Here is a 21,909-nt window from a genome sequence, read left to right on the forward strand (position 1 = left end):
TGTGATTAGTTATTAAAGTTATTTATTAATTTTTTGTTTTCAAATTTATTTCTCTCGGTTTTTAACGATACGAGCCAGTCCAGATACATTTCTTCGGGCATCTGTCTGTAACCCAAATCATAAATGTGACCGTATTCCTTTTTCATGAGTTCCATTAACTCCTTTGCCTTGGGGTCTTTCTGAGCGATTTTAATGTTTTCTGGAACATCTTTGCTTAGGTTCAGTTTAAACATGATATTTTCAAACTGTTTTTTATGGGTTTCGGCTCTTAAAATTAAAGCCTTAGCAAAATTGGGATAAATTTCTACTGCCCTGTTTAGAGCTTTTAAAACAAATTCTCCGTCATTATCAGGAAAATTCCTGTTATATGCCTGAGCGAGATCAAAAAGGCAGAGCGCAAGGCTTTCCTTATTGTTAAGAGCTTTCATAAACACCCCATTTTTAATAGCATCTAAATGAATGTACCCCGAAGCCATCAACCAACCATCCTCCGGAAAAATCCCGCTTGTAAGCTCAGTATTAAACCATCCGATAGATTTAATATTATGCTTGATATATACATGATTGGGTGCTAATGCTAAATTAGCTTCTACTCCCAATTCTTCAGCTAAAATCTTATATAGGTACGGCATCGAATTACAGTTTCCTTTTTTCGTGATTAATAATTTAGAAACAAAAAGGTTTGGTAAGTCATTATGGCCAAAAACATCGGTAAAATCATAAGCAAAAGGTTGGTATTGAATAACACTATCTTTAACAGCTACTGGAAGAGATCGGCACATGATTGAGTAGACAGCAGAATATTTACTAACTTTTTCCTTATCAGTCTCTTTATATACTAAATCCCTACTTTTTAAGATACTCTGTGCAAAACTCTTTAAAAAACGGATCTCCTTATTGAGTACAGTAGTATCCAGTTTACCCTGATAATAGGCTTCTTCCACGCTAAAAACAGCATCTTTAAAACTATATTTCTGTTTTTCTTCCAGCATATTGTCAATAGTCTGGTATGAATCATTGTAAAACTGGTTGCTTTGAGCTTTGGCAGTTATCATGCCCAGAAGCAAAATAAAGATTGTGAATGGTAATAAATTTTTCATCATAATTTGTTAGGGTCTATCGGGATATATTTAGGTTTTTCCAGCTCTTTCTGTTTTTTCTTCAGCTCCTGCGCTTTTTTAAGATCTTCCTGTTTTATTCTCTGTTTTTCAGCATTCATCTGCTTTATTCTTTCTGCAATTTCCTCACTCTGCTGTCTGTTGGCTTCCCTTCCCATGTTGCCTAGCCATTCCGAATAGGCAGAGCTTGACATGAATTTGAATCCTAAATTATCAATCTTGTCAAACTGTGCTTTAGTTTCCTGAAGTAATTCGATTGCTTTAGGAAAATAGCGGATGTTTTGCAGTTCTTCTGGATTTTCTGCGTTTTTAATTCCTAAATTATCAGTAACGTGCTTAAATCTTGCCTGTTGGTACATGGATTTGAGCAAATTGGCGTACATATTATTCGGGGCGTATTCCAATGCCTTATCTAATGTTTTGCCTACAAATTCATCCATTCCGTATTTATGAATGTAGCCGTTCGCCAGATCAGCAAAAAACTGAGACATGAGTTCTTTTTTGCTCAGACTGTTCATATAAACATTATTCTGCAAGGCTTCAGAACCGATATAGCCGGACTCCAGTATCATGGAATTGGTTGTAAAAATTCCGTTGGTCAGCTCTATGTTCTGCCATTGGTTTTCACTATCTAAAAATTTGATATAGGTATGGTTGGGGGCGGTAGCGAGAGAAGCCTGTGCGCCCATCTGCTCCGCAATCATCAGATATAACAATGGCATTGAGTGACATTGCCCTTTTCCTGTTTTTGTAAGTTTGGAGATAAACATTTTACTCCAGTCTTTTGCTCCGAAATAATCATCAAAATCATACTTGTAATTTTTTGAAAAGTGCTTAAACAGGGCGATGTTTTTCATGGTATTATCTTCAGTATCGAGCTTGTCAGCTCTCATTTTCTGAAGAACCTGTTTTGCCGTCCTTTGTATTCCGGCTTTAAACTGCTGAAAATTCTGTTTACCATCATAAAAAGCATTTTCTACTATAAAATTGGCTTCAGTCGTAGAATAGTTTTCTGTATCAAATGTAGAGAGTTTATTAAAGGCATCATAATAGGCTTGTGTTCCTGACTTTCCTGAAAGAGAGGGCAGATTATATCCGGAATCCTCCAACGCTTTTATTCTGGAATATAATATAGTTTTTTCAGCTTCGGCTTGTTCCTGCTCAAACCGCCTGATATCTTCCTGAACTTTTTTAACATCCTGTTGGTATGATTGGGGAGTTCTTACATTTTTGTAGTTCTGTTGAACTATGGGAGCCGAATTATTCCTATTTGAATTGGTAAAGGTGTGATCAGAATAATTCTGAAATGTGGAGGGATTAGGATTTTGCATTGTCGGGAACTTTGGGATCTGGGCAGTTCCCAAAGTTCCTAAGCATAGGAGAAGTAACTGAAAATCATTTTTTTTCATTGTATTTGTTTGTTTTGACGACAATTATATATAAAAAAATTAGATCCTGGTATAGTAAAATCCCCCAATTTTCATATTATCCTCTCAACAAAGCTATGCCAGAACTACGACAAAAGCTGTCGTATCTTTACATATAACATCCTGAATTTTCCAGGGCACAAAAAAAGCGTGGAGCTATGTCAATGCTAGGAGGTACTGGCATACCCGAACACAAGTAACAAGCCCACGCCGAAGCGAAGGCATTGCTTTATTCCTGTGTTCTTTGAAAAGTGCCAGTTTTCCTAACAAGAAAAGCGAATGCTTAATTTTTACCGTAAATGTTATTGCTGCGAAGATAATAAAAACTTAAATTAAATATATCCTCAATCAAATTGAATCGCTGATTATTGCTCACAACCAAATTTTTGTATTGTTATAAACTTCCTATTCAAAAGGGTTCACAAGATACTTTAATCTGTACATCAATCCTTTTGTATATGTTATCTTTAACACTTAATTTTGCAGTATTCAACATCGAAGAAACAATAGATCTTTTTTAAAAAAGGTCGTTTTACAAGATATTTAGTATTATAGAGAAAGATTGATAGATGTGGAACCTAGGGGTAACTTAATAGAAAATTTTACCTTTTTGCTTTTCAGGATTTGGAGCAGTAAATTTGTATTTAGAAAAATTTGTGAAAAAATGACCAGAGAGAATAATTAGTATATTTGTATAAATAAAAAAACTACCTGAGAATTTCGACCTTCCAATGGTAGTTTTTAACTTTTAAATTTAAGAAGCTATGAAGTAAAATCATAGGTTCCATTATTTTTTTGTCTTTTTTAAAACATCGTGTACGGAACCGCACTTTAATGATGTTTAAAATGTAACTCGATTGTAAGTACACATTCGTAAAAAACTTATGTGTCCAAACCATTAAAATCAACACAATGAAAAAACCAGATTGGAAAGGCATTGCAACTTTAGTGAGAGCTATTGCCGAAATCATCAAGCTATTTATGTAGCATCAATTTTAATTATAACTCAGCGATTTGCACTCGCTGGGTTATTTATAAATTACACTATTGCGTAATTATAATTACTCTGCAAATGTATTAAAATTTTGATAGATTAAAAATTTTTTTTAATAAAATCTAAAACAAAGTTTTAAAAAACATAAACGGAAAAATAAATAAAATGCGACAAGTTCTGTCGCTATAGGCATTTTGATTTGTGTTCTTAAACTTTAACAACATGTGGTATTCGCATTATCTGAAAATGTACTTAATTTTGTTCTATGTATGCTTTAGTTGACTGTAATAATTTTTATGCTTCTGCGGAAAGAGCATTTAATCCATTATTGAATGGTAAACCGGTGGTTGTACTTTCAAATAATGATGGGTGTGCAATTGCACGGAGTAATGAGGCCAAGGATCTGGGAATTCCGATGGGGGCACCAGCTTTTGAGTATGCTAATTTGTTCAAGGAAAAGGACGTACAAATCTTTTCTACAAATTTTGCCTTGTATGGTGATATGAGTAATAGAATAATGAAAATTCTTTCAGAATATACTCCTGAAGTTGAAGTATATTCTATAGATGAAATTTTCTTGCGCTTGAAAGGTTTTGAAAATTATGATCTGAATGACTATGGACTTCAAATGAAATCGAAGGTTGCTCAGTATACAAGAATTCCTGTTTCAATAGGATACGCACCAACAAAGGCATTGGCAAAAGTTGCCAATAGAATTGCTAAAAAATTTCCTAATGAATTTAAGGGTGTATATATCATCGATACTGAACAAAAAAGAATCAAAGCTTTAAAATGGTTAAAGATTGAAGATGTATGGGGTATAGGTCGCCAATATGCAAATAAATTAAAGAACATTGGTATAAATAATGCATATCAATTTACTCAGCAATCTGATTATTTTGTTCAGAAGGAAATGAGTATTGTGGGTCTTAGACTTAAAAGAGAGCTGGAGGGTAAAGAATACCTGGAACTGGAACAAAAGAAAAGAAAAAAAGGTATTGCTACCACCAGAAGTTTTGATAAAAATTTTTTTGAATTTGATGAGCTGCAAGAAAGAGTAACTACATTTGCTACAAGGTGTGCTGAAAAACTAAGAAAAGAAAAATCATACTGTTCTCTAATTACGGTTTTCATTCATACTAATTTCTTTAGAGAAGATCTTCCACAATATAGCAAATCAATAAAATTAAAACTTCCACAGCCAAGTAATTCAAATATAACTTTAAGTCAATATGCTAAAAGAGCATTAAGCATAATATATAGATCCGGCTATGCTTATAAAAAAGCAGGTGTTATTGTTGAAGGTATTTCACCGGAACCCTTCAGACAATATTCTCTATTTGAAAGCTTGAATGAGAATGAAAAACATAAAAATTTAATGAAAGCTATTGATTTCCTAAACAAATCACTTCCAAATCCAGTTGTTAAATTGGGCTCTCAAGACTTTGGTAGACGGGAGAAAATGAAACAGGAAAAGCTTTCACCAAGATTTACAACTAATTGGTCTGAATTATTAGAAATAGAATGAAGCTTATCCAATTAAATAATATACAGTTTGAAGATATTGATATCCTCAAAGTTAATCCTGAAAGCCCCAGAATTTTTGGAAGGCTTTACAGTAGTATTGAAAATGGGTTCCCCTCTCCTGCCGAAGATTTTGAAGGTGAACATTTAAGTTTGGATGAAAGGTATTTAAGTAAGCCAGAAAGCACATATTTTGCAAAAGCAAAAGGAATCTCAAATTTTCCCACCATTCATGAAGGAGATATCTTAATTATCCGAGCCGATCTACCGGTGAATGACGGTGACCTTGCTGTAGTATCATTTAATAACGCAAAATTTACTACAAAAAGATTAGATACAAAAAATAAAAGATTTATTCCAGATAATACAACTTTCCCTGAAATCACTGTATCAGATGAAGATACTGTAATTGTTATGGGTAAGGTATTTGCAATAATTAGAGAAGATCTCACTAAAAAAATATTTTAATATGTGTTACAATTTTAATAATAAAGCAGTTGACTTAAAAAAAGCCGTTTCTGATTTTAATGCGGAAGAAATAGATCATAATTTTGAACTCAAAGGCAATATTACTGCATTCTCAAAGCCTTCAGTCCCCGAAATACCTACGATAGTAAATCATAATGGTATTGTACTCATGAATACTTTTTGGGGGACTATTAAAAATCCGGATGCAGCTACAAAAGGTAAAAATCTACAGTCTGAAAAAACATATACCTACTATAAAAAAATCAATAATAACAGATGTCTTATACCTGCCAGCTCATATTATGAACATAAAACAGTTTTCAAAGAAGGGAAAAAAACACCATTAAAGATCAAACATGAAATGTTTTGGAAGGAAAAACTGCAGTTTTATATAGCTGGTTTCTATGACATATATCCGGATGGAAATATAGGATTCGGATTAGTCACTACTCTTCCAAATCCTGTTCAAGCTGAAATACATGATCGTATGATAATAACCTTGGATGTAAAGAAAGGAATAGATTTCCTTAATCTTAAACCTATTGAAGAATTCCAATTTCCTATATATTCTCCTGATTTAGAATATATTAATCTTGAACCTGAAAAATTATAATTTCTAAAAATGAGCCTAAACGAAATTACAATGTGGCTACTAGGTGAGTATGTTGCAGATGATCCTGAGGATTTTGAAAGTTTATATAATGATAGTATGGAGTTGATCAGAGGCGCAGCTGTTGAAAAAAATATTGAATTTGATGATTATTATTTATCAAGATGGAAAACTGCAGCTGATAATATTGTAAATTTTGACGAAAAATATTTCTCAGATAACGAAAAAAGAGATTTATATGTATTTCTTTCAGCTCAGATTGACCAGGACATCTATAGTTATCTAGAATATATTTGGCATATTATTTACAGTGAAAAATTGACAATGAAATTAATAGAAAATAAAGCTAAGATTCTCATAGAAAAAGGTGTTAAATTTTAATTGTAGAAAAATATTATTTATAATTTTTAATTCATTTTTTTGATATTTTCATAAAATAGGCTATAACTTTTCTTATCCTATTTTTAATCTCCGTTGGGTAATTTGTCTCAATAAATTTGCTTTCAAGTAAAATATTACATGCAATTCTTCGGAGATCGTGCCTCGGAATTAATGGATTTTGCTTAATATCCATTAAATATTTTTCCCGGGCCATATTATCTGGAAGGTTATCTAATTCTTTTATTAGCTGGTAATACTCTTTCATATTAAACAAATATAAATAAAAACAACTTAAACAACAAAAACAACTATATTTTTTCTTTTTTTTTTTTTCCTTTTTATCAGAAAAAATATCGATAGATGTTTTTTCCGACTATAAATAAAACTTTGTCCGAAGGGACAAACTATAAGCAGGTGAGCCATAGGCGAACTCCTTATTATTATCCATAATACTCCACCCAAGGTATTATTATTTATAAAAAGATTAATCTATTATTATTCTATTATATTATTAGTAGGGCGTGGAAAAATCTTTAAAATGCTTTATAGTGGGCATTTAGAAAAACCCTCCGGGAAACCCAGTGGGGGTATCAGGGAATTCCGGTGGGGGTAGCAAAGAAAAAAAGTGGGGGTATTAAGGATATTGAATGGGGGTATTTTGGAAAATGAATGGGGGTAACAGAGAAATCCGGTGGGGGTATCTCTGTTAGGAACTTTAAATGGGGGTAATATAGCAGGAACATTCGGTGGGGGTAATATAATCATGAACATATAATGGGGGTATTATAAATTTAGCTCTATACATTTATCTACAAACCATTTTAAATAATCATCACCTATTACATCTGCCTTTAATCTGCTTTTAGTAATGACATTGATTTTCTCATAACCATGCTCTTCAAATTTAGCTTTGATATAAACTAAATGTCTATCAGTTAATTTACGCTTCTTCTTGATGTATTTTAAGGCATTACTGGCCTTATACTCGTCATTTGATGGATATTCAGTGAAAACAGTATTCTTTGTTTCATATAATGAAAAGTTAATGCTGTCTTCCAGGATAGCAAACCCAAAGGAAATGTTTCCGATCTCATTGAGCTTTTTCTTAATTGAGGATAAAAACACATCCAATTTTGACTTTTTATTATAATGTTCCGCAAGAGCTAATTCAGCAACAAATTTTTTAATTTTTATATTACCCCCATTCATTTTCCCAAACTTCTTTTTAATGTATAAGTACACATTAAGAGGCATTGGAGACGAAGAAGAAAATAATATACTGCGGTAAACTTTTGAATATCCATCAATATTATTCAAAAGCATATTGGCCGTTGGCTTGGTAATATAAAACCTTATATAGTTATCTCCTTTATTATAGATTGGAAGCTCAATAAAATTTGCAACCAAGTATTCATTCCCGGTATTTGATTTAACACGATGATTCCCCAGTGTTTTTAATACCTGGAGCTGTTCATCGAAAACACTATTATCTTTTACTTTAATATTACCGTTATCATTTAATGCCTTCGTAGGAATTATCATTTGAAACATATTAAAGTTCTCTGCAAAATAATTTTCTTCTATAATTGCTAATTTTTTCCCAGATTCTAAAACTCTTCTCTTATCAATTTCTTCCTGTTTAATATCAGCTAATGAAAGAAAACGCCCATCCCGAACCATCAGATCATTTGAAATAATCTCTTTGGTTTCATTGACTGATATTTTATGAACTTGGATATTCTTAAGCATTTCCATAACAACATAAATAATCCGGTGGCCAAAAATATTAATCTTTTTGAGCTGCTCGGTTCCTCCTAAAAAGTCAATCAATTCATTCGGATATAAAGTAAATAACTGAGGTTCGTGCTCATCAAATGTTTTGGTAACATTTGCAGAACTTGTACTATTTTTCTTTTTCATATTCTCTTCCTGTTTTACTTATTTTGGAATGGCTTATAATTAAAATTGGTTATTGGATTATCTTTATCAAAGATTGCATAATAGCTATCCGGATTGGAAAAATAATCTTGCTTTTTAATATAACTTTTAATCCACAGCCATTCTTTGCCTTTATTTGATAAATAATCCGCAAGTTTAGAGGGATTCCAAGTTTTATTATACCAAACTGTTTTTTTGGATACAGTATCATAAACTACACAAAAAAAGCCTTGGCTTTCTCTTGTTTTCATAATGTTTGTAATATTAAATATATTTTGTATATTTGATCTAGGAAAAAACATCTTTATTGATGTTAGGGGCTCTAAGTAATTAGGGTCTCTTTTTTTATCCCTGAAATTTCATCTTGTACTTCTTTTCTAGTTGTTCAACTACTAAAACAAAGAATTCTTCTTTTGTAAATCGTCCTCCTCCTTTTTGTCTCTCATAAATGAAGTTATAAATATATTCCCTATCAGATTCACTAATTAAGAAAGAGGTATTGACTTTAACTACACCTTCAGCAGCAGTTGATTTTCTTCCCCTTTTAGTTGGGTTCCCAATTTCTTCAGGACGTTGTTTTACCGGTGAAATTGAGCTTAAAAGTTGAATACCTTCTCTAACTGCTGAACTCTCATTAAAATGATAGTTCTCCACACTTGCATTAATCTTTTTTAAAACAAGTTCTTTAATGAACAATACTAAATTTCTGTCCAGGGTAAACGAAAAAGGAATATTATTTTCAGTCGAAAATTCAATATTCTTTTCATTCACTGTTTTTTGTAAATCTTCTCCTGCAGATTGCAGATTACTTAATCCTCTACTTCTTGGTCTTTTATCTGTCTTTTTATCCATTATTATTTAATTTTACTTAGAATTTCTCCTGTTAATTTACGATAGTCCATAGATACAGGGTTATGTGGCTTCAAAAATACAGCCGATTCACCTTCTCTTAAACTGGTTCTTATAAATTTATTTTTTCTTATATAGTTTAAAAATAGAAGATCCTTTATTTGACTTTCTGATAACTCTTTATAAGCTTCTTTAAAATCAATCGTTTGCTCCTCTACTTTTGTAAAGAAGAAGCCCAGATATTCAGCTTTGAGTCCTTTGGTAGATCTCAATTTATTTATTGCTATTATTAGCTTTGTAAGGCCATCAAGAGAAAATTCATCACATTCGACAGGACAAATTATATAGTCAGAAGCATACAAAGCAATTTCTCCAAAACTTAATTCCTTATCTTTAATAACTTGTGGTGGGCAGTCTATCAGAATATAGTCAAAATCATTTTCAACTTTTTTAATCGCTTTTTTAAGTATGTCCCTATTTTTAGGGGTTACAAGTTCTAAACTGCCTGATATAACATAAACGTTATCACCTTTTCCTCTCCTGTTATATATAGGATCTTCCGAAGAATTTATAAAATCTACAATGGTATATTGAATATCAGGATCTGCAGCATATCCAACTAAGGATGCATTTGCCTGAGCATCTACATCCAATACAAGAGTTTTGTATCCCATTTCTGCCAGAGCCCCGGAAATATTAATGGTACTTACCGTTTTACCTACGCCCCCTTTTTGTGTAAATATTGAAATTACTTTTGCTTTCATTTTATAATATTTTTTAGTTCGTTAAATCCGTTCCGGAACCCTCTTATGTTATCAAGATCCTTGAACTGATAACGAATTATTTTATTTACTTAATTTGGTTAATTCTTTTTTTGCTAATTTTAAATTATCTTCCACAGTGGAAATAGATTCTATCAACTTACCGGCATTATTTATAAATTGTTGTCTTTCTTTTCTAGCATCTTCCAATTCTTTATTAAGCCTAATTATTTCATTTGATTTTTCAAGTCTATCACTCTCACTTTTCAGATACTCAGAAAAAATCTTTTTAACAGCTTCTCCATTGTTGGTTAACCGTAATTTGTTCATTATTTTTTCAAAATTATCTTTGTCCGTTTCAGTTAAATCTTTAACATAGATAATTTCAGGTCTTAAGTTAATCCGTGCCATTATTCTTATTTTTTCTTAATTGTTCGTGTTTCTTCAAATGCTTCTGGATAAGGTCGTGATTTTCACGTTTTGTCTTAATTTCATTAGGGTATTTTATTGAAAAAAGATAATTGATAAGCAAGGGTCTATGAGTATTATCAATATTAAGTAAAACTTCGACCATTGCTGTTGTCGGTTCTGTTCCCGCCTTAATCTTACCTTGCAGCTTATCCCAATAATAATCCCACCCTAAACGGGAATCCTTAAACGCTATTTCAAAATCTTCTTTAGTCCAATTATAACAGAATAAAAGAATAAAATGCATGATTTCACCTGCTGTTAAATCTTCAATTTTCATATTAAATATTTTTAGTTATTGGTTATTTATTATTTAAACAAATATAATATAAATATTAGTTAGTAGTTATATTTGTTTAGCTTTTCTTTTAGCTTCTTCAATTTCATCATCGCTCCAGTCAGCATTTGCTAACTTACTAAACTCAAATTCTGCTGCTCTAATTTCATTTTGAACTTTGAGCAAATCTCTTTTAAGTTGCTTCTCCCTCAACATTAACCTTTCAATTTCATCTGATTTGTATTTAATGGGAGATCCTGCCCAGGGTAAATACTTTCCATAATGTTTCATATTAAATTATTTATTGGTAATACAAATATACAATATATATATTAATTAGTAGTTATATTTTTTTTAAAAATTTTGAATATACATAGTCAAAAAAATTAAAAGAAAAATAAGTATTAGTGCAGCAACTGGGTGCAATTCATTAGTGTTCTGTTTAGTAGTGTTTTTCATAAGATTTGATTTGAGTTAAAAATATATTTTAAAAAGCCCTAATTAAAGGGCTCTATTATTATAAAGATTCCAGATATTTCTTAGCTTTTTTTGATTCGATAAAAGCCTTTCTTATTGCTGTTTCTCGCTCCTGACTGTTATGATCTGCCCAGCTTTTAAGGTAGCGAACTGAATTTATAAACTCATTCAAAATACCGAACTGTAAGCAATTAATCATTGCGCCCATTTCTGCAATAAGCTCTTCAAAAGAATAACTTTCTTTGTCCTTGTGACCTTTCATAACTCTGTTAAGTCGTTGAGTGTTGCCCGTCCAGTGTATAATTTCGTGAAATAATACAGAGTAAAATTTTGATGTGCTGACAAAATATTTTCTTTCTGGAATAAAAACGTAATCCATAGCTGGTGAATAATACGCTATTGTTCCATTTCCGAACCTTAGATCAAGATCACCATTTTGGATAATATTTGAAATAAAATTTTCGCAGTTTTGAAGCACTTCAACTTCGTTTTCTTTCGGAAGATCATCTACAATATCTAAATTAAGATCTGTAAGATTCTCAATGAACTGAGAATTAAAAACTGTGTAAGTTTTTAAGCAAGGAATTTTATCAATCTGCTTTTGCTGTTCTGCTGGCATATCTCTTATTTGTTCAGAACTGTAATTCTTTCCGGATTCTTTATGTTTATAAACATAGCTGAAAAATTCAATTACGCATCCTTTAGCGCCTTTCTGAAGTTTTCCGCCAGCCTTAGTAATACTACTAAAAGTAGCATATCTGGCTGAAGTAAATCCGTTTGCAATCGTATCTAAAAATAAGGCTACAATATTAAATCCTTTGTAATTCTTTCCAGTAAATAGATTAGAAGGTAAAACACTCACTATATCAGTATAATTTTCCCAATCTTCTGAATTTACTTTATCAAGATTTTCAAGAATTTTCGCAATAAATTTATCTTCTTTTATTTCTGAAACATTTACTCTTTGTTTGTTCTTAGTTAATTCCATAATATTATATTTATTAGTTAGTAGTTATATTGTTTAAGTTGTTTTTAAATTTGAGTTGTATGCTTTGGTATCGAGGACACTTGACTTTCTCTGAAGTGGCAGGAGCCCTGGGTAAAAAGCATAAAATAAGTTTCGTTTTTTTTGTTGCTTTTCCGATGATTTCAAAGAACTCCTGCTGTTTGCTTCGTACAACTGAGGTTTCGACTTTTCTATGCCAATGTCTCGTGAAATGTTTAGGGCTAAAAATTGGAGCGGAGAATCCGCCGGGAGTCGGGGTAGTTTTTTTGTGGTGGGTTTATTTTTTGCAAAAAAATGGATTCCCAAAAAAATTACAGGAAAGAAATTTTAAGAAAAAAACATTTCAAATTTGCATCAGAAAATCGATAAGACCTCTGTTGAGCAAACTAAGGTAAGTTCTTATCATCGGGGAAGTGACGGAACAAAAATGTCATACTTAAGCTTTTTACCCAGGGATCGCCACACATTAATATAAATTCCACTCAGCGGACAGGAACGTGATCAGAAGGGGGAACTTGCCCAGGAATCAGGTTCATGGCCAGCTGATAAAAATACTTCGTTAAAATGATTCCGGAAGAAAGGGATATCGCCAGGAACCGGTATGATTTAACGAACTAAAAACCTATTCCACTTTTAACGAATTATACCAGCTTCAGATCTTTCTCCAGGTTCAAATAATAATTCGTTAAAACCGGAGCTGCAGATCCTCCAGGATCAAAATTTAGCGAACTAAAAAACCATCTGTAAAGATGGCTGCCGATGGAAAGAGAGGGCATCAGAAAATGCTCCATCGGCCCGCCAAAAAATTATCATGCAGTTTTAGTTTTTTGATAGTCGGAAAAAACATCATAAATTTTATATATAGAATACTTAAAAAATAACTCGCCTAATTAAAGGCAAGTTATTTAAGTAATCATATTCATCTATTTACTCTTTGATGAGCAAGGAAGACAAACGTTGTCTTTCCAAATAGCAGGATGTCCAAATTCATCTATAAAATCAGCATCAGATCTATTGCAAACAGTACACACATTATTAGTCTGTAATTCGTCTTTCTGTGTCTCAATACTTTCTAATGTTCTTTTTACTTCATCTTCAAGGTCATTAATTCTTTTATTCGATCTTTCAATTCTTTTGGAGGCTAAATCATTTTGTTCATCAGTATATATTTTAATATCGTCTGGAAAGTAATCTTTGATAACACTAAAATAGGCTTTTGGATCATCATTTTTTTCATAATCAAGATTACTTAATGAAACAAGATCACTTTTAATATGTCTTCTGAGAACTTTAAATAGAAATTGATCAGTAAAGTTTTCAGTGATTATTTTAATACGATCGTTTCGAAATACAAATCTATCAACACCAAACTCCTCAGAAATCCAATCATCGTCACCATAAGTAAGTAATGAGTGACAAATAGCTATTTTTTCACTAATTATTAAATCTTCACCAGTAATTAATAAAGAATTCTTTTCATCATTATATACTAATTCCTCAATAGTCCGTTTGTATATTTTTTCTCTATCTAATTCTAAAGCACGGTTAGCACGATCTTTTATTTTAGAAATTTCAAGTAATAAAGTTTGATTTGCTCCCGGATTATTTATGATAGTATCAGTCTTTGTATTTTCTTTTAAGAAAATTTCAATAAAAACAGCATCATCAACATGCCATGCTTGAACACCCTCACCTTCTTTTCCATAGGTTGAGTAATCATCATATTGTTTTAGAAGCTTTTTACCATACTCATTAATGATATCATCAAGTTTATTACTTTTAAAATTCCAACTAGCCACTAGAATGACATTTGGATTTTCTTCCAACACTTTTATTAACCTATTAGCTTTTTCAGTTTCAGATTTTATTTGAAAGCATTTAAAATCAAAACAAAAGTTACCTTCAAATTCAGGAAATAAAACGGTATTAGCAGAAGAACATTTAAGACATTTAGAACATGCTCCGGCTGTCGGAAGTAAATCCTCTGAACTAAGATCAAAAATTGCGTTATCAAGATCTACATTTTCCCTCTCTAATTCAGCCTTTGCTTCCTTTAAAGTTCCATAGCCTTGATTCCAGCCAGTTTTAGCATCATTGAATATATCTGATTGTTTTTCACTCGTAAGCCTTGAATATAAAACAGCGTGCCCTACTCCAAATTCTCCTTTCAAAAACTCTTCTTGAAGCTCATCAATTAGATCATTCAATTTTAAGCGTTGTGCAACGAATGTTTGGTTTTTTGCAATCTTAGCAGAAATATCTTCTAAGGTATATTTACCGCTATCAATCATTTTTTTAAATGCCTTTGCTTCATCCATTGGGTGTACGTCTTTTCTCTCTAAGTTTTCTATTATTTGAATTTCAAAAACTTCATCATCATTTAGTTCTCTTATAGAAGCAGGAATTGTTTTAACTCCTGCAATACAAGATGCCCGATATCTCCTTTCTCCACAAACAATTTCGTATTTCTTTTTAATATTCGGATGCGTTCTTACTATGATAGGCTGTAAAACTCCATGAGCTTTAATACTTTCAGCCAATTCATTTAATGCTGTTTCTTCAAAATCTGTTCTCGGATTAGACGAACTAGCAATGAGTTCATTAATTTTTAAATCTTTAAATATGATAGTGTCGTTGGCTTGTTTTGTTGTATTCATAATATTATATATATTAATTAGTTGTTTTATTGTTTATTTTCTTTTTTGCTTTATTCAGTGTTAATACCATGAACTCCAATGAAGTTTAGAGCCATCATATTTAGTTGCATCTTCAACCTCATTAATTTTGATGGATGCGTGTTTAGTAATTCGTTTTTGAAAAGGTTCACCAATTTTAAAATCTACATTTGGTGTACAGGTACCATAATCTCTACCTTCATAAGTTTTATTCTTACCTATTTCCTGTACAGTTATAACAGAGTTTTTACGAGATAAAACAAGGTAAAAATTAATATTTGTTTGTTCATACCCCCAACTGCTATATAAGATCGTACCTTCATTTATAGAGGCTCCTTGAATTTTCTTAGATTCAAAATACTTTTGCTTTTTTTCATACTGGCTTTTAATGCGTTGCTTAGTTATGTTTAAGCTTTCTGTTCTATTTGATTCCGAAAGAAAATAGTAATACGTTGGTTTAGTAGATCGACCCCTGAACACTAAATAATAAAACATATCATTTTTTAAAAACGTTATTATTAGTGAATCGTAAAATACTTCTTGATTAAGATTAGTAGTATCTTTTGTAATTAATTTGATTTTGGTTTCTCTATCCATAATATTATATTTATTAATTAGTAGTTATATTATTTAAAGTGTTTTTTAAATTTGAGTTGTATGCTTTGGTATCGAGGACACTTGACTTTCTCTGAAGTGGCAGGAGCCCTGGGTAAAAAGCATAAAATAAGTTTCGTTTTTGTTTGTTGCTTTTCCGATGATTTCAAAGAACTCCTGCTGTTTGCTTCGTACAACTGAGGTTTCGACTTTTCTATGCCAATGTCTCGTGAAATGTTTAGGGCTAAAAATTGGAGCGGAGAATCCGCCGGGAGTCGGGGTAGTTTTTTTGTGGTGGGTTTATTTTTTGCAAAAAAATGGATTCCCAAAAAAATTACAGGAAAGAAATTTTAAGAAAAAAACATTTCAAATTTGCATCAGAAAATCGATAAGACCTCTGTTGAGCAAACTAAGGTAAGTTCTTATCATCGGGGAAGTGACGGAACAAAAATGTCATACTTAAGCTTTTTACCCAGGGCACGCCACACATTAATATAAATTCCACTCAGCGGACAGGAACGTGATCCGCAGGGGGAGCTTGCCCAGGAATCAGGTTCATGGCCAGCTGAAAAAAATACTTCGTTAAAATGATTCCGGAAGAAAGGGATATCGCCAGGAACCGGTATGATTTAACGAACTAAAAACCTATTCCACCTTTAACGAATTATATCAGCTGCAGATCTTTCTCCAGGTTTAAATAATAATTCGTTAATTAAAAAATTAATGGTTTTAAATCAGAGGATTAAATGTATCTAAAAGAAAGGGTATTGTTCAATTCATTTTTTTCTAAGTTGCATGTATGAGACAATATTTAAAGAAAAAGGCTTTCCAAATTGGAAAGCCCTTAACCACATTCATATTAACAAAAAAACTTTAGCAAGTATAATAGGAAGAATTGACAGCATAAGCTAATTCGTCAATAAATCCTGGGCTTCCGTCAGGATTATCTGACTGGAAATAAACCGTGTTTGTTGTTCCACAAGCATTGCCATATGATACAGACCACCATCTGAAAAACATAGCTAACTTCTCCTTTTGTTCCTTTGTAAGCTCTCTGGCTGTTGATTTCTGCTCTTGTTTAACTTCTTCCTTAATTTCCTTATTACCAGTAGTAGTGTTGGCAAAAGTTAAAGATGATACTGCAAGCGCAGCTGCAAATAATAGTTTTTTCATAATAAAAGATTTAGATATTAATGTTTGTTAAATTTATAAATAATTTTTAAATAAACAACCAAAACAACCAAAATATCTATTTCAATCTAGAAAAACATTAATTTTCTTAATTCTGTCTATCATAATTTTTGTTCTATCATTACCATTTTCGTCAACAACTTTCAAATTACCATTATACATTGACGGATTATCATGAAAATTTTTCCTTGCTTCTAAAAATTGTTCTTTAGTTTTGCCTTTTACTTCATTAAAATACTTAAGAGGTTCAATAATTTCATCAGATTTTCTAATTTCTGTTGCATAAATCTCTATCGTTTTAGATTTATTATATACCTCTAAAATCATTCCTGACAAACCTTTAAATCGAAATGGACCCTCTGGTATTGAAATATCATTTGTAAACCATGCGAAAAATTGGTCACCTGTATCAGTAGTGGTGACAGCAAGCCTACATTTAAAACCTTTTATTTCCTTTGTTTCGCTTAAAATATCCCATTTCAGTTTAGGTTCTTCAAATGAAAAGATATATTTACCAACTGGTAAAGAAGCGATCATTGAACTATTATTTTTATAAAAACTTTCAACCGCTTTAGGGTATTTAGGAATGATACCGGCATTTGTACTAATAGTTTCGGTAGATTTTCCTCTATAGTACGCTTTAGCTTCCTTGCTGCAATAAAGTGATTCAACGTTATTACATAGTAGGGTAGAGGCAAATACCTTTACATTAATTCTATTTAAACTATCGGAAACATATTTAGTTTCATAATCAATTTCCATTACGGCTTTAGTACCCTGAGCCATAAGAATTAAACTATTCAGAAATAGAATAGTGGATATAAATTTTACTTTCATATTTTTATTATTTGTTATATTAATTAAGAATTTTGTTTAGTTTTTTCTGTCATTTCAAAAACAGTATTGTTACAAGTTTTACAAAAGACTTCTAAATCACCATTTTTTCTAAAAAAAGCAGTAAGATTCTGATCAGATTTACCACAAAGGTTACAATTTATTTCAGATAAAATCTCATTGATATATTTTTCAGTTTTCTTACAATCATTTCGTTTATAAATACCCTCTGCTTTGGCAATAAAATAAAAAATAAAGCTTTTGATGATAAATAATAGAAGGACAATATTATATAGGAAAACAAAGAAATATATTATATAATCCGGATTATGAGTCTGAATTTTAGTTTCTGATGCCCAATTGTTAAGTACAATATACATCGAATTAAAACCAACTATCATAAATACATATATTAAAATTGATGTTTTATGATATTTTGAACCATCCTCTTTATTGCTTATAAATAGTACCGAGGCTTTATAAATATTCCTGTTTATCATAAAGGATTATAGTTTTGTGTTTCTTCAATAGATCCTTTTGGTATAGTAAGTACTGCATTATATTTGTTTCGATAAGTATAATTATAATCAATGGTATCTATTTCAACTTTTTCTTTTATATTCCATATGAAAAAACCTTCACTTTTAATAGTTTTTTGAATTAAATAATATTTTGTAAAAGAAGGTATTGTATCTCTTTCAATTAATAAAGTTGTAGAAGATGGTGCCTTGTATTTAACAAAACCCTCATGATCCTTTACAAGAAAAAAATAATAATCTTCTTCGTTTACAAATGCTCTACCAAAACTAAAAGATCCATTTAAAGATGATGCTGATTTTAGAGAGGAAATTTCCATTAATATTTTATAAGTTGATTTCTCATATTTGGTTTCACGGGATACAATATTACCAATTAAGTAAATAATAATCAATGCAATAATAATAAATCCAAATGTAGTAACGATATTCTGCTTTCTCTCAGCAATACGTGATCTATTCTCATCCTCTTTTACTAATTTATTATAGATTGATATAGCTTCATTCTTTATATCACTAGAAATACCCGTCAGGTCTTTATGAAAATATTTAACACCTGGTAAGTTTTCGGTTAAATTTCTTATAACTTTTTCTTTATCTAGTTCCATTGAAGCATAAAAGCCATATTCAGACTTGTCTATAATTGCAATTAAGTCTTCTCTTTCAATAAAAATATACTTAAAATTTTCCATTGTTGTTTTTGTTGTTTTAAGTGTTTAAATATACTATTTCTTAATTTAACTTCTCTTTTATTTTGATTAGTTCTTCAAAATTTTCAGATTTTACTACACTTATGTATTGGTTAAAATATTTAGTCCTGGAAAACTTAACAATTGCAAGTATAATAGGCTTTGCAGTATCATGAATATTATTCAGTTCAACGATCAGGCTTCCAGAACTGCTAAAAGCTTCACAACCTATTTTATATTTTACTTTGAGTAAGTCATTTAATTCGGGCACTTGCTCAGGATTTTTCATTTTTACTATTGCATAATTATTCATAATTCAAAGTATTAGTTAGAGGTTATTTAGGGAAATCCCTATTCAATATTCTTAAATTCGATGGAATGGCATCTAGTCCGTAATCAAAAGTATATCCATAATTATTAAGCTCTGATAAAAATTGATTACAATCCTGATAAGTAAGGTATCCTTTATCCATTTCAATTTTAATCCACTTATCACAGACTGATTTTATTATTACCGGTATACACTCAAAAAGGTCAATATCTTCTGTTTTCATATTGTAAACGATTATCCTATAAATCGGGAGGTCTAAATTTTATCTTTCAGACGGCAGCAATAAAACTCCGTTTTCTAACCAAATTGTAAGCTCTTTGAAGAAAAAATCTGAAAAGGGGATTATGTCTTCATAAATTAAATTATCATTCCCATCGGTAGCTTCAATTTTAAATTCATTTCCATAAACTCTTTTTAAAGTCCATGTCTGAAATTCTTCGTGCGTAAGATTTTCTTGGTTTAAAGTAATTTCTTGTAAAAACCAAAAACATTCTTCTTCTCCAGCAATTTCAAATACACCATCAGTTAGTAAAAAACCATCTAAAGGGTAGTAATTTTCAGTTCCGTGATACTGTGAATAGTATTCATTTGCTGATTGTTGTTCATCTTTCATAACATTATATTTATTAGTTAGTAGTTATATTTTATTTGCTTTGTATGAAAAAATCAATTTCTTCTAAATAGTCCTTGTCAACCCATTCTTCGTTATGATGTAATTTTTCAAATTCATCAGTAAGCTCTTCGGCAAGTTCATATAATCCTCCTGAACCTTGTTCAGAATATCTTTCCCATGCAAAACCAATTTCTTTATCAATAAGGCTTCCTAAAGCTATACTTATCAGACAGTGAGTTTCTAAATACGATGTGACACCATTTGGAAATTTCTTATTATCCATAATATTATATTTATTAGTTAGTAGTTATATTGTTTAAAGTGTTTTTAAATATGAGTTGTATGCTTTGGTATCGAGGACACTTGACTTTCTCTGAAGTGGCAGGAGCCCTGGGTAAAAAGCATAAAATAAGTTTCGTTTTTGTTTGTTGCTTTTCCGGTGATTTCAAAGAACTCCTGCTGTTTGCTTCGTACAACTGAGGTTTCGACTTTTCTATGCCAATGTCTCGTGAAATGTTTAGGGCTAAAAATTGGAGCGGAGAATCCGCCGGGAGTCGGGGTAGTTTTTTTGTGGTGGGTTTATTTTTTGCAAAAAAATGGATTCCCAAAAAAATTACAGGAAAGAAATTTTAAGAAAAAAACATTTCAAATTTGCATCAGAAAATCGATAAGACCTCTGTTGAGCAAACTAAGGTAAGTTCTTATCATCGGGGAAGTGATGGAACAAAAATGTCCTACTTCAGCTTTTTACCCTGGGCACGCCACACATTAATATAAATTCCACTCAGCGGACAGGAACGTGATCCGCAGGGGGAGCTTGCCCAGGAATCAGGTTCATGGCCAGCTGACAAAAATACTTCGTTAAAATGATTCCGGAAGAAGGGGATATCGCCTGGAACCGGTATGATTTAACGAACTAAAAGACTATTCCACTTTTAACGAATTATATCAGCTGCAGATCTTTCTCCAGGTTTAAATTATAATTTGTTAAAACCAAAGCTGCAGATCCTCCCGGATCAAAATTTAGCGAACTAAAAAACCATCTGAAAAGATGGCTGTCAATGTATAAATCATTTTATTTTTTTTAAATCTTCATTTAAAGATTTTTGGGAATCATCAATACTAGTATCCATATTAATCACATCCATTTCCTGCTTCTTTCTAATTGAATCCTGAATATCTTTTTCAGATCTTACATTCTGAGCTTGTGATTGTTCAGGTTTATTTTCTTTGTTACAGGAAAATAATAGTGGAATGATTGTTAGGGTTATAAAAATCTTTTTCATATTTTTTTAATTTAATAGCGGGTATAAAGATAATAACCAATATAACCCAATGAATATATAATTACACTAATTGTGAAGAAAAGATAATATTTATTTTTAAAAACCACTTTTCTAAAAATCAAATTGTAACCATTAATAATAATAGCAAGAAGGTAAATAATAAAAATTAATACATCAATCATTTATCAGATATTTAATCAATGCAAATATCAGCAAATGTATGGCATAGTACGAATAATATATTGACCCAATTTTTTTCCCTTGTTGGCCATTATATATTAAAATTGGGATAAAGCCTAGAAAAGCAAAGATCTGAACTCCAAGAATATTAAATGTTGCTATAGTACTGATAGTTTGAATAAAGATAAACTTAAAGGCGCTCAGCTTTCTTAATAAGTAAAATGCTAAAATCATAGTAGCCCCGTACCAGGAATAATCAAAATTAAAAAAATATGAAACACCTATAACAACCATAACAACTAAAAAAGAATAAAAAAAAGATTTAATTCTTTGTAAATAATAAATTCCAAGAATTGAAATTAAAAGTGTGAAATAAATATTTTGGTGACCAAAATAAAAAGGGGTACCATAAAAAGCAATATCAAAAGGAACTTCTGATAAGAGAGCCCATATAAATATCTTTTTAATATACTTATGAATATTATTAGTGTGATAAACACCTTCAACTAACATGAATGCATATAGAACAAATGCAACTCTGCCGATGATTCTTAAAAAGACCAGATCCGGATAGAATATAGCACCAATATGATCTATAATCATAGTCATAAGTGCTATTATTTTTAGATGATATGAATTTAATATTTGTAATTGAGAAAGCATTGAATTGGATAGGGTTTAT

The 21,909-nt window shown here is 31.0% G+C and carries 30 protein-coding genes; 6 read left to right on the top strand and 24 right to left on the bottom strand.

Features of this window, described 5'->3' with window-relative positions; translation table 11 throughout:
- Positions 1 to 5: 5 nt before the first annotated feature.
- Together ABJ974_RS16890 and ABJ974_RS16895 are read right to left on the bottom strand one after the other, a co-directional pair.
- Positions 6 to 1,103, bottom strand: a complete 1,098-nt coding sequence (locus tag ABJ974_RS16890) for a tetratricopeptide repeat protein (protein WP_419871069.1) — start codon at positions 1,101 to 1,103, stop codon at positions 6 to 8.
- The gene (locus ABJ974_RS16895) at positions 1,100 to 2,527 is read right to left on the bottom strand and encodes a hypothetical protein (protein WP_419871070.1); all 1,428 of its coding nucleotides are present in this window, start codon (positions 2,525 to 2,527) and stop codon (positions 1,100 to 1,102) included. The genes ABJ974_RS16890 and ABJ974_RS16895 overlap by 4 nt, the downstream gene beginning before the upstream one ends.
- 1,277 nt (positions 2,528 to 3,804) lie before the next feature.
- On the opposite strand from ABJ974_RS16895, the gene ABJ974_RS16900 reads away from it, so the two are divergent.
- Genes ABJ974_RS16900 through ABJ974_RS16915 form a run of 4 tightly spaced genes read left to right on the top strand, consistent with a single transcriptional unit; the run spans position 3,805 to position 6,522 of the window.
- Positions 3,805 to 5,067, top strand: a complete 1,263-nt coding sequence (locus ABJ974_RS16900; protein WP_419871071.1) for a Y-family DNA polymerase — start codon at positions 3,805 to 3,807, stop codon at positions 5,065 to 5,067.
- The gene (locus ABJ974_RS16905) at positions 5,064 to 5,531 is read left to right on the top strand and encodes a LexA family protein (RefSeq protein ID WP_419871072.1); all 468 of its coding nucleotides are present in this window, start codon (positions 5,064 to 5,066) and stop codon (positions 5,529 to 5,531) included. Before ABJ974_RS16900 ends, ABJ974_RS16905 begins: the two co-directional genes overlap by 4 nt.
- Before the next feature lies 1 nt (position 5,532).
- Positions 5,533 to 6,144, top strand: coding sequence for an SOS response-associated peptidase family protein (locus tag ABJ974_RS16910; protein ID WP_419871073.1), 612 nt, complete (start codon positions 5,533 to 5,535; stop codon positions 6,142 to 6,144).
- A gap of 9 nt (positions 6,145 to 6,153) precedes the next feature.
- Positions 6,154 to 6,522, top strand: a complete 369-nt coding sequence (locus ABJ974_RS16915; protein ID WP_419871074.1) for a hypothetical protein — start codon at positions 6,154 to 6,156, stop codon at positions 6,520 to 6,522.
- 31 nt (positions 6,523 to 6,553) lie between these two features.
- Here the strand turns inward: ABJ974_RS16915 and ABJ974_RS16920 are convergent, their stop codons facing one another.
- From ABJ974_RS16920 to ABJ974_RS16975, 12 genes are all read right to left on the bottom strand, one after another.
- Positions 6,554 to 6,787 (bottom strand): hypothetical protein, encoded by a 234-nt coding sequence (locus tag ABJ974_RS16920; RefSeq protein WP_419871075.1) that lies wholly within the window; start codon positions 6,785 to 6,787, stop codon positions 6,554 to 6,556.
- 518 nt (positions 6,788 to 7,305) lie between these two features.
- Positions 7,306 to 8,442: a hypothetical protein gene (locus ABJ974_RS16925; protein ID WP_419870988.1), complete on the bottom strand. Its 1,137-nt coding sequence runs from the start codon at positions 8,440 to 8,442 to the stop codon at positions 7,306 to 7,308.
- Between the two features lie 14 nt (positions 8,443 to 8,456).
- The gene (locus ABJ974_RS16930; RefSeq protein WP_419870989.1) at positions 8,457 to 8,711 is read right to left on the bottom strand and encodes a hypothetical protein; all 255 of its coding nucleotides are present in this window, start codon (positions 8,709 to 8,711) and stop codon (positions 8,457 to 8,459) included.
- 94 nt (positions 8,712 to 8,805) lie between these two features.
- The gene (locus ABJ974_RS16935) at positions 8,806 to 9,312 is read right to left on the bottom strand and encodes a hypothetical protein (protein WP_419870990.1); all 507 of its coding nucleotides are present in this window, start codon (positions 9,310 to 9,312) and stop codon (positions 8,806 to 8,808) included.
- Between the two features lie 2 nt (positions 9,313 to 9,314).
- Positions 9,315 to 10,073 (bottom strand): ParA family protein, encoded by a 759-nt coding sequence (locus ABJ974_RS16940; protein WP_419870991.1) that lies wholly within the window; start codon positions 10,071 to 10,073, stop codon positions 9,315 to 9,317.
- Between the two features lie 81 nt (positions 10,074 to 10,154).
- Positions 10,155 to 10,481, bottom strand: coding sequence for a hypothetical protein (locus tag ABJ974_RS16945; protein ID WP_419870992.1), 327 nt, complete (start codon positions 10,479 to 10,481; stop codon positions 10,155 to 10,157).
- The gene (locus ABJ974_RS16950) at positions 10,468 to 10,818 is read right to left on the bottom strand and encodes a hypothetical protein (RefSeq protein WP_419870993.1); all 351 of its coding nucleotides are present in this window, start codon (positions 10,816 to 10,818) and stop codon (positions 10,468 to 10,470) included. The genes ABJ974_RS16945 and ABJ974_RS16950 overlap by 14 nt, the downstream gene beginning before the upstream one ends.
- 66 nt (positions 10,819 to 10,884) lie before the next feature.
- A complete protein-coding gene (locus tag ABJ974_RS16955; RefSeq protein ID WP_419870994.1) occupies positions 10,885 to 11,106 on the bottom strand; it encodes a hypothetical protein in 222 nt (73 codons plus the stop codon).
- Between the two features lie 226 nt (positions 11,107 to 11,332).
- A complete protein-coding gene (locus tag ABJ974_RS16960; protein ID WP_419870995.1) occupies positions 11,333 to 12,280 on the bottom strand; it encodes a zincin-like metallopeptidase domain-containing protein in 948 nt (315 codons plus the stop codon).
- Positions 12,281 to 12,939: 659 nt separating this feature from the next.
- The gene (locus ABJ974_RS16965; protein ID WP_419870996.1) at positions 12,940 to 13,089 is read right to left on the bottom strand and encodes a hypothetical protein; all 150 of its coding nucleotides are present in this window, start codon (positions 13,087 to 13,089) and stop codon (positions 12,940 to 12,942) included.
- 132 nt (positions 13,090 to 13,221) lie between these two features.
- Positions 13,222 to 14,955: a ParB/RepB/Spo0J family partition protein gene (locus ABJ974_RS16970; protein ID WP_419870997.1), complete on the bottom strand. Its 1,734-nt coding sequence runs from the start codon at positions 14,953 to 14,955 to the stop codon at positions 13,222 to 13,224.
- A gap of 60 nt (positions 14,956 to 15,015) precedes the next feature.
- The gene (locus ABJ974_RS16975) at positions 15,016 to 15,570 is read right to left on the bottom strand and encodes a hypothetical protein (protein ID WP_419870998.1); all 555 of its coding nucleotides are present in this window, start codon (positions 15,568 to 15,570) and stop codon (positions 15,016 to 15,018) included.
- Between the two features lie 60 nt (positions 15,571 to 15,630).
- Here ABJ974_RS16975 and ABJ974_RS16980 point away from each other — a divergent pair, with 60 nt between their 5' ends.
- Complete coding sequence (locus tag ABJ974_RS16980; RefSeq protein WP_419870999.1) at positions 15,631 to 15,768, top strand: hypothetical protein; 138 nt, start codon at positions 15,631 to 15,633, stop codon at positions 15,766 to 15,768.
- 672 nt (positions 15,769 to 16,440) lie between these two features.
- On the opposite strand, the gene ABJ974_RS16985 is transcribed toward ABJ974_RS16980, so the two are convergent.
- The 8 genes from ABJ974_RS16985 to ABJ974_RS17020 form a co-directional block, all read right to left on the bottom strand.
- Positions 16,441 to 16,740, bottom strand: a complete 300-nt coding sequence (locus ABJ974_RS16985; RefSeq protein ID WP_419871000.1) for a hypothetical protein — start codon at positions 16,738 to 16,740, stop codon at positions 16,441 to 16,443.
- 81 nt (positions 16,741 to 16,821) lie between these two features.
- Positions 16,822 to 17,595, bottom strand: coding sequence for a GLPGLI family protein (locus tag ABJ974_RS16990; RefSeq protein ID WP_419871001.1), 774 nt, complete (start codon positions 17,593 to 17,595; stop codon positions 16,822 to 16,824).
- Positions 17,596 to 17,618: 23 nt separating this feature from the next.
- Entirely contained in the window at positions 17,619 to 18,092 is a 474-nt protein-coding gene (locus ABJ974_RS16995) for a hypothetical protein (RefSeq protein ID WP_419871002.1), read from the bottom strand.
- Positions 18,089 to 18,820 carry a hypothetical protein gene (locus ABJ974_RS17000; protein WP_419871003.1) on the bottom strand — a complete coding sequence of 244 codons (732 nt, stop codon included), beginning with the start codon at positions 18,818 to 18,820 and terminating at the stop codon, positions 18,089 to 18,091. The genes ABJ974_RS16995 and ABJ974_RS17000 overlap by 4 nt, the downstream gene beginning before the upstream one ends.
- A gap of 40 nt (positions 18,821 to 18,860) precedes the next feature.
- Positions 18,861 to 19,130 (bottom strand): hypothetical protein, encoded by a 270-nt coding sequence (locus ABJ974_RS17005; protein WP_419871004.1) that lies wholly within the window; start codon positions 19,128 to 19,130, stop codon positions 18,861 to 18,863.
- Between the two features lie 22 nt (positions 19,131 to 19,152).
- Positions 19,153 to 19,371: a hypothetical protein gene (locus ABJ974_RS17010; RefSeq protein WP_419871005.1), complete on the bottom strand. Its 219-nt coding sequence runs from the start codon at positions 19,369 to 19,371 to the stop codon at positions 19,153 to 19,155.
- Between the two features lie 39 nt (positions 19,372 to 19,410).
- Entirely contained in the window at positions 19,411 to 19,761 is a 351-nt protein-coding gene (locus ABJ974_RS17015) for a DUF6876 family protein (protein ID WP_419871006.1), read from the bottom strand.
- Positions 19,762 to 19,792: 31 nt separating this feature from the next.
- Positions 19,793 to 20,044 carry a hypothetical protein gene (locus tag ABJ974_RS17020; RefSeq protein WP_419871007.1) on the bottom strand — a complete coding sequence of 84 codons (252 nt, stop codon included), beginning with the start codon at positions 20,042 to 20,044 and terminating at the stop codon, positions 19,793 to 19,795.
- Between the two features lie 59 nt (positions 20,045 to 20,103).
- Between ABJ974_RS17020 and ABJ974_RS17025 the strand changes: the two genes are divergently transcribed.
- Positions 20,104 to 20,241, top strand: a complete 138-nt coding sequence (locus tag ABJ974_RS17025) for a hypothetical protein (RefSeq protein WP_419871008.1) — start codon at positions 20,104 to 20,106, stop codon at positions 20,239 to 20,241.
- 590 nt (positions 20,242 to 20,831) lie between these two features.
- On the opposite strand, the gene ABJ974_RS17030 is transcribed toward ABJ974_RS17025, so the two are convergent.
- Complete coding sequence (locus ABJ974_RS17030) at positions 20,832 to 21,047, bottom strand: hypothetical protein (RefSeq protein WP_419871009.1); 216 nt, start codon at positions 21,045 to 21,047, stop codon at positions 20,832 to 20,834.
- A 174-nt stretch (positions 21,048 to 21,221) separates the two neighbouring features.
- Positions 21,222 to 21,890: a TraX family protein gene (locus tag ABJ974_RS17035; RefSeq protein WP_419871010.1), complete on the bottom strand. Its 669-nt coding sequence runs from the start codon at positions 21,888 to 21,890 to the stop codon at positions 21,222 to 21,224.
- Positions 21,891 to 21,909: the final 19 nt, after the last annotated feature.

Source organism: Chryseobacterium sp. CT-SW4, assembly GCF_048572715.1.
In the GTDB taxonomy this organism is placed as follows: Bacteria; Bacteroidota; Bacteroidia; order Flavobacteriales; family Weeksellaceae; genus Chryseobacterium.

What these genes read in the sequence shown, in the direction of transcription:
- ABJ974_RS16890 (WP_419871069.1), bottom strand. Translation starts at nt 1,103, where the DNA reads ATGATGAAAAATTTATTACCATTCACAATCTTTATTTTGCTTCTGGGC.
- ABJ974_RS16895 (WP_419871070.1), bottom strand. Translation starts at nt 2,527, where the DNA reads ATGAAAAAAAATGATTTTCAGTTACTTCTCCTATGCTTAGGAACTTTG.
- ABJ974_RS16900 (WP_419871071.1), top strand. Translation starts at nt 3,805, where the DNA reads ATGTATGCTTTAGTTGACTGTAATAATTTTTATGCTTCTGCGGAAAGA.
- ABJ974_RS16905 (WP_419871072.1), top strand. Translation starts at nt 5,064, where the DNA reads ATGAAGCTTATCCAATTAAATAATATACAGTTTGAAGATATTGATATC.
- ABJ974_RS16910 (WP_419871073.1), top strand. Translation starts at nt 5,533, where the DNA reads ATGTGTTACAATTTTAATAATAAAGCAGTTGACTTAAAAAAAGCCGTT.
- ABJ974_RS16915 (WP_419871074.1), top strand. Translation starts at nt 6,154, where the DNA reads ATGAGCCTAAACGAAATTACAATGTGGCTACTAGGTGAGTATGTTGCA.
- ABJ974_RS16920 (WP_419871075.1), bottom strand. Translation starts at nt 6,787, where the DNA reads ATGAAAGAGTATTACCAGCTAATAAAAGAATTAGATAACCTTCCAGAT.
- ABJ974_RS16925 (WP_419870988.1), bottom strand. Translation starts at nt 8,442, where the DNA reads ATGAAAAAGAAAAATAGTACAAGTTCTGCAAATGTTACCAAAACATTT.
- ABJ974_RS16930 (WP_419870989.1), bottom strand. Translation starts at nt 8,711, where the DNA reads ATGAAAACAAGAGAAAGCCAAGGCTTTTTTTGTGTAGTTTATGATACT.
- ABJ974_RS16935 (WP_419870990.1), bottom strand. Translation starts at nt 9,312, where the DNA reads ATGGATAAAAAGACAGATAAAAGACCAAGAAGTAGAGGATTAAGTAAT.
- ABJ974_RS16940 (WP_419870991.1), bottom strand. Translation starts at nt 10,073, where the DNA reads ATGAAAGCAAAAGTAATTTCAATATTTACACAAAAAGGGGGCGTAGGT.
- ABJ974_RS16945 (WP_419870992.1), bottom strand. Translation starts at nt 10,481, where the DNA reads ATGGCACGGATTAACTTAAGACCTGAAATTATCTATGTTAAAGATTTA.
- ABJ974_RS16950 (WP_419870993.1), bottom strand. Translation starts at nt 10,818, where the DNA reads ATGAAAATTGAAGATTTAACAGCAGGTGAAATCATGCATTTTATTCTT.
- ABJ974_RS16955 (WP_419870994.1), bottom strand. Translation starts at nt 11,106, where the DNA reads ATGAAACATTATGGAAAGTATTTACCCTGGGCAGGATCTCCCATTAAA.
- ABJ974_RS16960 (WP_419870995.1), bottom strand. Translation starts at nt 12,280, where the DNA reads ATGGAATTAACTAAGAACAAACAAAGAGTAAATGTTTCAGAAATAAAA.
- ABJ974_RS16965 (WP_419870996.1), bottom strand. Translation starts at nt 13,089, where the DNA reads ATGGAGCATTTTCTGATGCCCTCTCTTTCCATCGGCAGCCATCTTTAC.
- ABJ974_RS16970 (WP_419870997.1), bottom strand. Translation starts at nt 14,955, where the DNA reads ATGAATACAACAAAACAAGCCAACGACACTATCATATTTAAAGATTTA.
- ABJ974_RS16975 (WP_419870998.1), bottom strand. Translation starts at nt 15,570, where the DNA reads ATGGATAGAGAAACCAAAATCAAATTAATTACAAAAGATACTACTAAT.
- ABJ974_RS16980 (WP_419870999.1), top strand. Translation starts at nt 15,631, where the DNA reads ATGCTTTGGTATCGAGGACACTTGACTTTCTCTGAAGTGGCAGGAGCC.
- ABJ974_RS16985 (WP_419871000.1), bottom strand. Translation starts at nt 16,740, where the DNA reads ATGAAAAAACTATTATTTGCAGCTGCGCTTGCAGTATCATCTTTAACT.
- ABJ974_RS16990 (WP_419871001.1), bottom strand. Translation starts at nt 17,595, where the DNA reads ATGAAAGTAAAATTTATATCCACTATTCTATTTCTGAATAGTTTAATT.
- ABJ974_RS16995 (WP_419871002.1), bottom strand. Translation starts at nt 18,092, where the DNA reads ATGATAAACAGGAATATTTATAAAGCCTCGGTACTATTTATAAGCAAT.
- ABJ974_RS17000 (WP_419871003.1), bottom strand. Translation starts at nt 18,820, where the DNA reads ATGGAAAATTTTAAGTATATTTTTATTGAAAGAGAAGACTTAATTGCA.
- ABJ974_RS17005 (WP_419871004.1), bottom strand. Translation starts at nt 19,130, where the DNA reads ATGAATAATTATGCAATAGTAAAAATGAAAAATCCTGAGCAAGTGCCC.
- ABJ974_RS17010 (WP_419871005.1), bottom strand. Translation starts at nt 19,371, where the DNA reads ATGAAAACAGAAGATATTGACCTTTTTGAGTGTATACCGGTAATAATA.
- ABJ974_RS17015 (WP_419871006.1), bottom strand. Translation starts at nt 19,761, where the DNA reads ATGAAAGATGAACAACAATCAGCAAATGAATACTATTCACAGTATCAC.
- ABJ974_RS17020 (WP_419871007.1), bottom strand. Translation starts at nt 20,044, where the DNA reads ATGGATAATAAGAAATTTCCAAATGGTGTCACATCGTATTTAGAAACT.
- ABJ974_RS17025 (WP_419871008.1), top strand. Translation starts at nt 20,104, where the DNA reads ATGCTTTGGTATCGAGGACACTTGACTTTCTCTGAAGTGGCAGGAGCC.
- ABJ974_RS17030 (WP_419871009.1), bottom strand. Translation starts at nt 21,047, where the DNA reads ATGAAAAAGATTTTTATAACCCTAACAATCATTCCACTATTATTTTCC.
- ABJ974_RS17035 (WP_419871010.1), bottom strand. Translation starts at nt 21,890, where the DNA reads ATGCTTTCTCAATTACAAATATTAAATTCATATCATCTAAAAATAATA.